Annotated in this window: 11 protein-coding genes; 7 read left to right on the top strand and 4 right to left on the bottom strand. The window is 67.3% G+C overall.

The window, feature by feature from the left end; translation table 11 throughout:
* Window positions 1-93: 93 nt before the first annotated feature.
* The 3 genes from FHR97_RS08190 to glnA all read right to left on the bottom strand — a co-directional run bounded on the left by FHR97_RS08190 (window position 94) and on the right by glnA (window position 2,584).
* Window positions 94-279: a hypothetical protein gene (locus FHR97_RS08190; RefSeq protein ID WP_183383295.1), complete on the bottom strand. Its 186-nt coding sequence runs from the start codon at window positions 277-279 to the stop codon at window positions 94-96.
* 69 nt (window positions 280-348) lie between these two features.
* The gene (locus FHR97_RS08185) at window positions 349-933 is read right to left on the bottom strand and encodes a DUF4124 domain-containing protein (protein WP_183383294.1); all 585 of its coding nucleotides are present in this window, start codon (window positions 931-933) and stop codon (window positions 349-351) included.
* A gap of 244 nt (window positions 934-1,177) precedes the next feature.
* Window positions 1,178-2,584, bottom strand: coding sequence for a glutamate--ammonia ligase (gene glnA / locus FHR97_RS08180; protein ID WP_183383293.1), 1,407 nt, complete (start codon window positions 2,582-2,584; stop codon window positions 1,178-1,180).
* 531 nt (window positions 2,585-3,115) lie between these two features.
* On the opposite strand from glnA, the gene typA reads away from it, so the two are divergent.
* The 7 genes from typA to FHR97_RS08145 all read left to right on the top strand — a co-directional run bounded on the left by typA (window position 3,116) and on the right by FHR97_RS08145 (window position 10,899).
* Entirely contained in the window at window positions 3,116-4,942 is a 1,827-nt protein-coding gene (gene typA, locus FHR97_RS08175) for a translational GTPase TypA (protein ID WP_183383292.1), read from the top strand.
* A gap of 115 nt (window positions 4,943-5,057) precedes the next feature.
* Window positions 5,058-5,381, top strand: coding sequence for a hypothetical protein (locus tag FHR97_RS08170; RefSeq protein WP_183383291.1), 324 nt, complete (start codon window positions 5,058-5,060; stop codon window positions 5,379-5,381).
* Between the two features lie 131 nt (window positions 5,382-5,512).
* Window positions 5,513-6,955: a sodium-dependent transporter gene (locus FHR97_RS08165; RefSeq protein WP_183383290.1), complete on the top strand. Its 1,443-nt coding sequence runs from the start codon at window positions 5,513-5,515 to the stop codon at window positions 6,953-6,955.
* 48 nt (window positions 6,956-7,003) lie between these two features.
* Window positions 7,004-7,774, top strand: a complete 771-nt coding sequence (locus tag FHR97_RS08160; protein WP_183383289.1) for an ABC transporter ATP-binding protein — start codon at window positions 7,004-7,006, stop codon at window positions 7,772-7,774.
* An 83-nt stretch (window positions 7,775-7,857) separates the two neighbouring features.
* On the top strand, window positions 7,858-8,562 hold the full coding sequence (locus FHR97_RS08155; RefSeq protein ID WP_183383288.1) for an ABC transporter ATP-binding protein: 705 nt from the start codon (window positions 7,858-7,860) through the stop codon (window positions 8,560-8,562).
* A 31-nt stretch (window positions 8,563-8,593) separates the two neighbouring features.
* Complete coding sequence (locus tag FHR97_RS08150; RefSeq protein WP_183383287.1) at window positions 8,594-9,598, top strand: ABC transporter permease subunit; 1,005 nt, start codon at window positions 8,594-8,596, stop codon at window positions 9,596-9,598.
* Window positions 9,598-10,899, top strand: a complete 1,302-nt coding sequence (locus tag FHR97_RS08145) for a branched-chain amino acid ABC transporter permease (RefSeq protein ID WP_183383286.1) — start codon at window positions 9,598-9,600, stop codon at window positions 10,897-10,899. Before FHR97_RS08150 ends, FHR97_RS08145 begins: the two co-directional genes overlap by 1 nt.
* A gap of 79 nt (window positions 10,900-10,978) precedes the next feature.
* Here FHR97_RS08145 and FHR97_RS08140 read toward each other — a convergent pair whose 3' ends face one another.
* A complete protein-coding gene (locus FHR97_RS08140) occupies window positions 10,979-12,190 on the bottom strand; it encodes an ABC transporter substrate-binding protein (protein ID WP_221187719.1) in 1,212 nt (403 codons plus the stop codon).
* Window positions 12,191-12,358: the final 168 nt, after the last annotated feature.

The following is a 12,358-nucleotide window of genomic DNA, read 5'->3' as shown; positions in this document are numbered from 1 at the left end:
AGGCACGACAGGGCGGCGCTACAGGGTGGATCGGCGCGGCACCTTGCACCACTTTAGTGCGCCAAGCGGGTGCGCGCACGCCGGGAAGGCGGCTCAGGGGGCGTCGGGATGCCGATGATGGTGCAGGCGGGGGCGACGCCGATGCTCATGGCGATCGCGGTCGCCCTCGTCATCGCGCAGGCCGCCGCCGTCGCGCAGCCGCTCGGCGTGCTCGAAGGCGCTGCCTTCCTTGACCCGGTCGGCATGGTCGAAGGCATTGAAGCCCCCGTCATCGCGCACCGGGGGTGGATGACAGGGCCTGAAGGTGCCGTCCGGACACAGCGGTCGATGTGGCCGGCGAAGGGGCAGCTAACTGTCCGGGTTGTTGGGGTTCTGGGGCAGGTTGACGCTGGCCCGCTGGACATAGAGCGTCAACGGCGCCGTGCGGTGGCGCACGGCGCCGGTGGCATCGAGCAGCTCGGCCTGCAGTTGATGCTCGCCACGGTTGAGGTTGGAGAGCAGGAAGGTATCGGTGTGCATGGCCGACTGGCTGACCCGGCCATCGAGCAGCAACCGCACCCGATGGTCCTCGCGCAGCGCAGGCTGGATACCCAGGCGCACCTGGACATTGCCGGCGGCGCCGGTGGGCAGGGTGGCCTGGTTCTCCGGTGCCAGGATCGAGAACATGTCATAGGGCATGAAGGGCTGCCCCGGGGCGGTGCCCGCGGCGCTCGGCGCCTCCTCGCCCTGCACCACCGGCGACAGGCTCGGCGCGCGGACCTCCCGGGAGGGCACCACGGTCAACGGGTCCAGCTCCACCGCCTCGCCGCCGCGATCCGGATCGTCGGTGAAGACCACGTTGCCCTGGGCGTCGGTGGTGCGATAGATGGTCTCGGCACCGGCCGTCAGGCTCACCGACAGGCCCAGCACCAGCATCACGAGTGCCTTGTTCATGCGTCTCTCCTGGATGGCCGTTGGGCGCTCCCTGCCCCATGAGGCAGCAGGTCGGTACCCTATGACAAGCCTAGCCCAGAAGTGGCGGCTCACGGAACGCCAATGCGGTCCGCCGGGTGGCCGGAGCGCTGCCGGGCTTCGGCACGGGGGCCGGCCATATGCTGCTGCCGTGAATAAAAAAAGAGGCACGCCCGGGAGCGTGCCTCTTGCCGTGCCAGGGGGCGGCGCCTGGGCGCCGCCACCATCAGCAGCTGTAGTACATGTCGAACTCGACCGGATGGGTGGTCATGCGCAGGCGCTCGACGTCCTCTTCCTTGAGCTCGATGTAGGCATCGATCATGTCGTCGGTGAAGACGCCACCCTCGACCAGGAAGGCGCGGTCTTCGTTCAGGGCGGCCAGGGCCTGGTCGAGGCTCTCGGCCACGGTAGGCACTTCCTTGCCCTCTTCCGGCGGCAGGTCATAGAGGTTCTTGTCCATGGCATCGCCGGGGTGGATCTTGTTCTTGATGCCGTCGATACCGGCCATCAGCATCGCCGCGAAGCACAGGTAGGGGTTGGCGGTCGGGTCCGGGAAGCGGGCCTCGACACGCTTGCCCTTGGGGCTGGCGGTGTAGGGGATGCGGATGGAGGCGGAGCGGTTGCGGGCGCTGTAGGCCAGCATCACCGGCGCCTCGAAGCCCGGCACCAGACGCTTGTAGGAGTTGGTGGAAGCGTTGGTGAAGGCGTTCAGGGCCCGGGCGTGCTTGATGATGCCGCCGATGTAGTACAGCGCCATCTCGGAGAGGCCCGCATACTCGTCGCCGGCAAACTGGTTCTGGCCGTTCTTCCAGAAGGACTGGTGGACGTGCATGCCGGAGCCGTTGTCGCCGACCAGGGGCTTGGGCATGAAGGTGGCGGTCTTGCCGTAGGCGTGGGCCACGTTGTGCACGACGTACTTCATTTCCTGCAGCTCGTCGGCCTTCTTCACCAGGGTGTTGAACTTCACGCCGATCTCGTTCTGGCCGGCGTTGGACACCTCGTGGTGATGCACCTCGACGCTCTGGCCGATGGCCTCCAGGGTGTTGCACATGGCGCCGCGGATATCGTGGAAGCTGTCCACCGGGGGCACCGGGAAGTAGCCGCCCTTGACCCGCGGGCGGTGACCCAGGTTACCGCCCTCGATGGGCCGGTCGGTGGACCAGGCGCCCTCCTCGGAGGAGATCTTGTACATGGCGCCTTCGATGTCGGCCTTCCAGTGCACCTCGTCGAAGATGAAGAACTCGGGCTCCGGGCCGAAGAAGGCGGTATCGCCCAGGCCGGTGGACTGCAGGAAGGCCTCGGCACGCTTGGCGATGGAGCGCGGGTCGCGCTCGTAGCCCTGCATGGTGGCCGGCTCGATGATGTCGCAGCGCAGCACCAGGGTGGCGTCCTCGGTGAAGGGGTCGAGGAAGCCGGTGCCGTCCTCCGGACGCAGGATCATGTCGGACTCGTTGATGCCCTTCCAGCCGGAGATGGAGGAACCGTCGAACATCTGGCCGTTCTCGAAGAACTCCTCATCGACGTCGCGGGCCGGAATGGTGACGTGCTGCTCCTTGCCGTGGGTATCGGTGAAGCGCAGGTCGATCCACTTCACATCATGCTCTTCGATCAGGGCGAGCGTCTTCTCGGACATGAGGTCCTCCACTAGATGGCTTGGTTTCGGGTATTCCGCTTGTTCTCTGCCGCCGGTCGCCGGCAAGCCGGCCTGTCCAGACGACGTTGTAGCATGCCATGGGCTCACTGCCCACGACGCCATGCACGACCATGGCACTGCCCATGAGCAAGCAGAAAGCATGCCAGCTTGCCGATGCCCCCTCTTGCTATACCGGTAAGACGCTGAACAGAAAGCGGAAAAAACTTATCATGCGGCATTGCCCGGTACCGGTGCCCGGGGAATGCCCCGTCATGGAGCGTGCCAGCGCCCCGAAAATGCCCTCTTATGGAGCACAACAAAAGAGCATGCACCACAATGATGCACACTGGTGGCGGCTCGCCGTGCGCCGCCTCGCCCGCCGGGGGGCCGCTGGGGAACCGACGCCGCCCCTGCAGGTCATTGAATCCATGGGCTCGCCAAACTCGTTGGACGGATTCCCGCCAACAAGGCTGGTAGCGGTCATGGCCCTGCCCCTATAATGCGGCCCCAATTTCCCAGCAGGATCCCGTCGTGATCGAGAATCTTCGCAACATCGCCATCATCGCTCACGTCGACCACGGCAAGACCACCCTGGTCGACAAACTCCTCCAGCAGTCCGGTACCCTGGACCGCAAGGCGGAGGGCCAGGAGCGCATCATGGACTCCAGCGACCAGGAGAAGGAACGCGGCATCACCATCCTGGCCAAGAACACGGCGATCCGCTGGCAGAGCCCGGACGAGCAGCACTACCACATCAATATCGTCGACACCCCCGGACACGCCGACTTCGGCGGCGAGGTCGAGCGCGTCATGTCCATGGTCGACTCGGTGCTGCTGATGGTCGACGCGGTGGACGGCCCCATGCCGCAGACCCGCTTCGTCACCCAGAAGGCCTTCGACCAGGGCCTCAAGCCGATCGTGGTGGTCAACAAGATCGACCGCCCCGGCGCCCGCCCCGACTGGGTCATCGACCAGATCTTCGACCTGTTCGACAACCTTGGCGCCTCCGATGAGCAGCTCGACTTCCCGATCATCTACTGCTCCGCCCTCAACGGCGTCGCCGGCCCCGAGCCCGACGAGCTGGCCGACGACATGACCCCGATGTTCCAGGCCATCGTCGACATCGTCGAGCCGCCCAAGGTCGAGCTCGACGGCCCGCTGCAGATGCAGATCTCGGCGCTGGACTACAACAGCTACGTCGGCGTCATCGGCCTGGGCCGCATCACCCGCGGCGCCATCCAGCCCAACCAGCAGGTCATGGTGGTCACCAAGGAAGGCAAGGAGCGCCGCGGCAAGATCGGCCAGGTGATGACCCACATGGGCCTGGAGCGGGTGCAGACCGAGCAGTCCACCGCCGGCGACATCGTCTGCATCACCGGCATCGACGCCCTGGCCATCTCCGACACCCTGTGCGACCCGGCCGCCGTCGAGGCGCTGCCGCCGCTGACCGTCGACGAGCCCACCGTGTCCATGACCTTCCAGGTCAACGACTCGCCCTTCGCCGGCAAGGACGGCAAGTTCGTCACCAGCCGCAACATCAAGGATCGCCTCGACCAGGAGCTGATCCACAACGTGGCGCTGCGCGTCGAGCAGGGCGAGACCCCGGAGAAGTTCATTGTCTCCGGCCGCGGCGAGCTGCACCTCTCGGTGCTGATCGAGACCATGCGCCGCGAGGGCTTCGAGCTGGCCGTGGGGCGTCCCGAGGTCATCATCCGCGAGATCGACGGCGTCAGGCAGGAGCCCTACGAAGAGGTCATCATCGACTGCGAGGAGGCGCACCAGGGCGCCATCATGGAGGAGCTCGGCTACCGCAAGGGCGAGCTGTCCAACATGAACCCCGACGGCAAGGGCCGGGTGCGCCTGGACTTCATCATCCCCGCCCGCGGGCTGATCGGCTTCCGCGGCCAGTTCCTGACCCTGACCTCCGGGACCGGCATCCTCACCAGCCGCTTCGACCACTACGGCCCGCTCAAGCCCGACGCCTCCATCGAGCGGCGCAACGGCGTGCTGGTCTCCATGGTCTCCGGCAAGGCGCTGGCCTATGCGCTGTTCGCCCTGCAGGATCGCGGCAAGCTGATCGTCGAGCACGGCACCGAGGTCTACGAGGGCATGCTGGTGGGCATCAACAATCGCGCCGATGACATGGTGGTCAACCCCACCAAGGCCAAGAAGCTCGACAACATGCGCGCCTCCGGTAACGACGAGAACCTGGTGCTCACCCCGCCGGTGCGCTTCACCCTGGAGCAGGCCATCGAGTTCCTGGATGACGACGAGCTGGTGGAGATCACCCCCAACCATATCCGCCTGCGCAAGAAGCACCTCAGCGAGAACGAGCGCAAGCGCGCCAAGAAGAAGTAAGCGCTTTCGCCGCACCATCAAGAGCCCGCCACCCGGCGGGCTCTTGCGTTATGGCCTCCGCCCGCCGCCGGCGACTATGCTGAAGCTTCAGTCTTTCTTCATGGAGATGCCCCCGATGCACAAGCACGTGGAATGGGACGACCCCGGTGCCGCCGGTGTCCTGCGCTACTACGCCGACCATCCCCAGGACTACCCGGAGCCCCACGTGGGCAGCATCGTCTCGGCGCTGTTCCGCGGCTTCACCGTACGGGTGCGGGTCGAGGCCCGGGTCGATGAGACCAGCATCGGCGAGGTGGTGGCGCTGATCGCCGCGGACAACGGCCGACGCAAGCAGAGCGTGGGCGACCTGGCGATGGGGGACACGGTGCGCCTGCCGGACGCCAGCCGTGCCATGGAGCCCCACCACCCGGAAGCGGAAGACGACGACGAGCGGGACTGAACGGCCCCTAAACGCAAGTCGACTGGTCAAGCGGTCGTTCGATATCGCAAAGTGGTGGTCAAGCGAGCCGGCGACCCCGGCGTAGAGACCATCGCCGGCCCACAAGGCCGACACGCAATCGCGGACACCCGATGAGCACGCACAACATCTGGACGCACAAGGGCACCTTCCTGCTGGCCGCGGTCGGCTCGGCGGTGGGCCTCGGCAACCTGTGGCGCTTCCCCTACCTCACCGGGGAGAACGGCGGCGGTGCCTTCATCCTGATCTACGCCCTGACCATCTTCGCGGTGGGGATCCCCATCCTGATCGCCGAGATCATGCTCGGCCGCAACAGCCGGCGCAGCCCGATCATGGGCATGCGCTTCCTGACCCGCACCCACAAGACCTCCCGGGGCTGGGAGACGATCGGCTGGCTGGGGGCGGCCTCGGCCTTCATCATCCTGAGCTTCTACTCGGTGATCGCCGGCTGGGCGCTGCACTACACCGGGCTGATGCTCACCGGCAGCCTCGAGGGGGCCGACGCCGAGACCATCGCCGCCAGCTTCGACGCCCTGCTGGCCTCCCCGCCGCTGCTGACCCTCTACCACTCCCTGTTCATCGGCGCCTCGGCGCTGATCGTCGGCCTGGGCATTCACCGCGGCCTCGAGAACGGCCTGCGCGTGCTGATGCCGGCGCTGTTCGTGATCCTCATGGTGATACTGGCCTATTCCACGGCCATCGGCGACCTGGCCTCGGCGGCGACCTTCCTGTTCACCTTCAACGTGGCCGACCTCAGCCTGGAAGGCTGGCTGGAGGCCATGGGCCAGTCGTTCTTCACCCTGAGCCTGGGGATGGGCGCCATCATGGCCTACGGCGCCTACATGTCCAGCGACGCCTCCCTGACCCGCACCGCCTTCGCCATTGCCGTGGTCGACACCGCCGTGGCGATGATCGCCGGCCTGGCGATCTTCGCCCTGGTCTTCGGCGCCGGCCTCGACCCCGGCGAGGGGCCCGGGCTGATGTTCGTCACCCTGCCGCTGGCCTTCGCCGAGATGCCCGCCGGCGCCCTGGTGGGCGGGGTCTTCTTCATCCTGGTGCTGGGCGCCGCCATCAGCTCCGCGATCTCGCTGATCGAGCCGGTGGCCGCCTTCCTGGTCGAACGCTTCGACCTCGAGCGTCCCCAGGCCGTGTCGGCCATGGTCATCGCCAGCTGGGCCCTGGGCCTGCTCACGGTGTTCAGCTTCAACCTGATGGCCGAGGGGACCCTCTTCCACACGCTGTTCGGGCGCAGTGCCTTCGGGCTGCTGGAGCTGCTCACCAATATCTTCATGCCGTTGGGCGGCATGCTGATCGCGCTGTTCGCCGGCTGGGCCCTGACCCATGGCGAGGTGATGAAGGAGATGCGCACCAGCGAGACCTGGTTCCGCGTCTGGCGCTTCCTGGTGCGCTTCATCGCCCCGGCGGCGGTGGCCTTCGTCTTCCTGCGCACCATTCCCCAGGTGGAGGGCTACCTGCTGCCCACCATCGGTGCCGTGGTGATCGTCGGCGCCTTCGCCGCCGGGCGCACCTTCCTGGCCGAGCGTCAGGGGTCATGAGCCGCCGCGCACCGGCCACAACAACGAACCATTCACCACGGGTGTGACATGTCAGCCATCATCGACGTACGACACGTCAACAAGGCCTTCGGCGGCCTGAAGGTCATCGACGACTGCTCCCTTCAGGTGGAGGAGGGCTCGATCACCGGCATGATCGGCCCCAACGGCGCCGGCAAGTCGACGCTGTTCAACATCATCGCCGGGGCCCTGCCGCTGGACAGCGGCCAGGTCCTCTTCGACGGCGAGGACATCACCAACCATCCCGCCGACGAGCTCTTTCACAAGGGCCTACTGCGCACCTTCCAGATCGCCCACGAGTTCTCGAACCTGACGGCGCTGGAGAACCTGATGATGGTGCCACCCCGCCAGGCCGGCGAGAATCTCTTCTCCACCTGGTTCCAGCCGAGCCTGGTGCACATGGAGGAGGCCGAGGTGCGCCGCCGGGCCCTCGAGGTCATCGACTTCGTCAGCCTGCACCATGTGCGCAACGAGCTCGCCGGCAACCTCTCCGGCGGCCAGAAGAAGCTCCTCGAACTCGGCCGCACCATGATGACCGACGCCCGGGTCGTGCTCCTCGACGAGATCGCCGCCGGGGTCAACCGCACCCTGCTCGGCGACCTGGTCGGCAACATCGAGCGACTAAACCGCGAGATGGGCTACACCTTCCTGGTCATCGAGCACGACATGGACATGATCGCGCGGCTCTGCGACCCGGTGATCGTGCTCGCCCAGGGCAGCGTGATGGTCGAGGGCACCATCGAGGAGATCCGCAACAACCCCGAGGTCATCGAGGCCTACTTCGGCTCTACCACCGCCTGAGGACACCGGAGCCGCCCGACGGCCGGGCCCCGGAACAACAACAAGGGCGGCATGATCCCGCCCGCCAACGCAGAGACGCACCTATGCCATTACTCGACGCACGGGACGTGCATGGCGGCTACGGTGGCATGAACATCCTCAACGGGGTGGACATGGCCATCGAGGCCGATGAGATCGGCGTCATCATCGGCCCCAACGGCGCCGGCAAGTCGACCATGCTCAAGGCCATCTTCGGCCTGCTCCACGTCAGCCAGGGGGAGGTCCTGCTGCGCGGCGAGCCCATCCAGAACCTGCCGACCAACAAGCTGGTGCACAAGGGCATGGGCTTCGTGCCCCAGGAATACAACGTCTTCCCGAGCTTGACGGTGAAGGAAAACCTGCAGATGGGCGCCTACCTCAAGCCGGGCAACGTCAAGCGCATGCTGGCCCAGGTCTACGAGTTCTTCCCGCCGCTCCTTGAGAAGCGCCACCAGCCCGCCGGCGAGCTCTCCGGCGGCCAGCGCCAGATGGTCGCCATGGGCCGGGCGCTGATGGCCGAACCCGAGCTGCTGCTGCTCGACGAGCCCACCGCCGGCCTCTCGCCGCTGTACATGCACGAGATCCTCGAACGGGTGAAGGCCATCAACGCGGCCGGGGTCGGCGTCCTGATGGTCGAGCAGAACGCCAAGCAGGCGCTGGCCATCGCCGACAAGGGCTTCGTGCTGGCCAACGGCCAGAACCGCTTCACCGACACCGGGGCGGCCCTGCTGGCCGACCCGGAGGTCGCCAAGAGCTTCCTGGGCGGCTGAGCCCGCCACGCCGGACCATCGGAGACGTCCCGTGAACGAACTCGTTTTCTTCATCAACAACGTGGTGATCGCCGGCAGCGTGACCGGCTCGATCTACGCCATCGGCGCGGTGGGCGTGACGCTGATCTTCAGCATCATGCGCTTCGCCCACTTCGCCCATGGCGACATGATGACCTTCGGCGCCTTCATGGTGCTCTTGCTCACCACCCTCTTCCCCCAGGCCGGCGCCGCCATCGGGGTGCCCACCCCGCTGATCATGCTGCCCCTGGCCATGGTCCTCACCGCCGCCCTGGCGGTGGGCCTCGACCGCGCCTTCTACAAGCCGCTGCGCGCCCATGGCGTCAAGCCCATCGTCTTCGTCATCGCCTCGCTGGGCGTGGCCCTGATGCTGCAGGGTCTGATCCGCCTGTTCGCCGGCACCGGCGGCCAGAGCCTCTACGTGGACGACCGCAAGGAGATCTTCCGCCTGGCGCTGCCCATCGAGGGCGTGCGGGTGCCGGTGGTGATCACCGAGCCCCAGCTCTACCTCTTCGCGCTGACCCTCGTCGCCGTGGTGGGCCTGCACGTCTTCCTCAGCCGCTCGCGGCTGGGCAAGGCCATGCGCGCCATGTCCGACAACCCCGACCTGGCCCAGGCCTCGGGCATCAACACCCACACCATCGTCGCGGTGACCTGGATGCTCGCCGGCGGGCTCGCCGCCATCGCCGGCACCCTGCTGTCGCTGGACGTCACCTTCAAGCCCGACCTCAGCTTCTTCCTGCTGCTGCCGATCTTCGCCGCGGCCATCGTCGGCGGCGTCGGCCACCCCTATGGCGCCATCGCCGGCGGCTTCGTGGTGGGCTTCGCCGAGACCCTGGCGGTGTTCAACTGGAACGTGCTGCTGCGGCCCTTCCGCGACAGCCTGCCCGAGTGGCTGTCGCTGCCCGGCAACCTGGCCTTCGTCGGCACCGAATACAAGATCGTGGTGCCCTTCTTCATCCTCGTCGTCATCCTGGTGTGGCGCCCCACCGGCATCTTCAAGGGCAAGGTGATCTGATGGACAAGACAACAACCGATAGCGTCGTCGCCCCGCGCCGCTTTCCGCTGCGCGAGATCCTTCTCTTCCTGGTCCTGCTGGCCGCCGTGCTCGGGGTCTATGCCTTGATGGGCGCCGCCTACAGCACCCGCATGCTGGTGGAGGCCGCCTGCTACGCCATCCTGGCCCTGGGCCTGACCATCCAGTGGGGCTACGCCGGCCAGTTCAACGCCGGGGTCATGGGCTTCGTGGCGCTGGGCGGCTTCTGCGCCATGTTCTTCAGCGTGCCGGTCAACGAGGCCTTCTGGGGCAGCGAGCTGCCCGGCGAGCTGGCCCGGGTGCTGCTGTACGGCATCGGTGCCGTGCTCCTGGTGGTCGGCGCCTCCCGCCTCGACCGCCTGGGCGTGCCGAGGAGGCTGCGTACCACCATCGCCGTGGTGCTGGCGGTGGTGCTCTACCTGGTGGTGATCAGCGCCTTACGCGAGGTGACCGACCAGATCGAGTCCCGGGCCGGCTTCGTCGGCGGGCTGGGCCTGCCGGCCTGGGTAGGCTGGATCTTCGGCGGCGCCCTGGCCGGGGGCGTGGGCTACTTCATCGGCCGTGTCTGCCTGGGCCTGCGCAGCGACTACCTGGCGATCGCCACCCTCGGCATCGCCGAGATCATCAAGGCCTTCCTCAAGAACTCCGACTGGCTGACCCGCGGCACGGCCACCGTCTCACCGCTACCCTGGCCGGTGCCGGGGCCCGCCGAAGTCGGCTTCACCCTGGCCCGGGCGCTGTACTTCTCGGTGACGGCGGTACTGATCGCGGCGATCTTCTTCCTGCTGCATCGTGCCTATCACGCCCCCTGGGGGCGCATGATCCGCGCCATCCGCGACAACGAGGTCTCGGCCTCGGCGATGGGCAAGACCATCAACCGGCGCCGGCTGGAGATCTTCGTGCTGGGCTGCATCCTGATGGGCATCGGCGGCGCCGTGCTGGGCAGCTTCAACAGCCTCTTCGACCCCCAGGGCTACCTGCCGCTCAACCACACCTTCCTGGTGCTGGTGATGGTCATCCTCGGCGGCCCCGGCAACAACCTGGGCACCATCTTCGGCGCCGTGGCGGTGTACGTCATCTGGCTGATGTCCGAACCCCTGGCGCTGTTCCTGATGGAACTGGCGGTGTCCTTCGGCGAGGGCGCCTTCGGCTGGGACACCCCCACCAACCTGGACAGCCGGGCCCTGCAGGCCCGGGTATTCGTCATCGGGCTGCTGATCACCCTGGTGCTGCGCTTCGCGCCCAAGGGCCTGCTGCCCGAGAAGGCCAAGCACATCGCCTGAGGCGCCGCGTGCCAGGCCCCAACAACAAGGCCCCGGCATCGCTGCCGGGGCCTTCATTGCGCCTGATAGAGAAAGGCGATCAGTCGTCGGCGTCGACGTAGCCCTGGATGGTGAAGGTGCCTTCCTCGACGGCCATCTCCTGCACCACGCCGGGCACGTCGCCATTCTCGTCGAACTCGTGGGTGCCGGAGGCGCCCTCGTAGTTGATCTCGGTGCCGGCGGCGATCAGCTCCTTGGCCTTCTCCCATTCGCCGGGCAGCACCGTCTCGCCCGGGGCGGTGGCGACGCTGCGCAGCGCCTCATTGAGCCCCTCGCGCTCGGCGCTGCCGTTCTGCTCGATGGCCAGGCCCAGCAGGAAGGCGGCGTCATAGGCCTGGGCGGCGAACACCGCGCTGGGATCGATGCCGGCCTCCTGGGCGGCCTGGTTGAAGATGGCGGTGCCGGGCAGCTCCGGGCTGCCCGGCCGGGTGGCGATCATGCCGTCGAGCACGTCGGCGCCGATGGCCTCGACCAGGCTGTCGCCGACCATGCCGTCACCGCCCACGTACTGGGTGAACATGCCGCTCTCGTAGGCCTGGCGCAGCACGGTCTGGCCGGAGGTGTCGGCGTAGGCCAGCACCACCAGGGTCTGGGCGCCGGTGGCGGAGAGGGTGCCCAGCTCGGCGCGGTAGTCGGCGCGGTTGTCCTCGTGGGCCAGGTTCTCGAGCACCGCGCCGCCGCCGTCCTCGAAGGCCGCGACGAAGGCGTCGGCCAGGCCGCGCCCGTAGTCGTTGTTGACGTAGGTGACCGCCACCTCCTCGATGCCCTTGGCGAGCAGCAGCTTGGCCAGCATCTTGCCTTGGAAGGCATCCGAGGGCACGGTGCGGAACACCAGGTCGTTGTCGTCGAGCTCGGAGACCGCCGGCGCCGTGGAGGCCGGCGAGACCATGGTCACGCCCCCCGGGATGGCGGCATTGTTGGCCGCGGCGATGGTCGCGCCGGTGCACAGGGCGCCGACGATGGCGGTGACCCGCTCGGTGTTGACCATGCGGTCGGCCGCGTTGGAGGCCGCCGTGGCGTCGGAACAGGTGGTGTCGCCGGTGGGCATGACGATCTCTTCGCCATCCAGCACCCCGCCCTGCTCGTTGATCTGCTTCACCGCCAGCTGGGCGCCGTCGAAGATCGGCGGGGTCAGGCTCTCGATACCGCCGGTGAAGCCCCCCAGGAAGCCAACCTTGACCTCGGCCTGAGCCATGCCGGACAGGGCCAGGGTGGTCGCCGTCACCGCCGTCGCTAGAACGTGTTTCTTCATGATTGTTGGTCTCGCTCTGGTTACACGGATTCACACACCCTTCAATCTGGAAGGGCGGGGCGCAAAACACAAGCCGGACCTGCCAACGCTCCCGGCCCGCCGGCGCTCGACAACCCCCTGATTGGCAAGGCATCTCCCGGATGCTTAAGCGTTCGAACGGGCGCTTCA

It is taken from the genome of Halomonas stenophila (genome assembly GCF_014192275.1).
Taxonomy (GTDB): domain Bacteria; phylum Pseudomonadota; class Gammaproteobacteria; order Pseudomonadales; family Halomonadaceae; genus Halomonas; species Halomonas stenophila.
Note: the sequence above shows the minus strand (reverse complement) of the source record. Positions and strands in the feature narration are given on the sequence as shown.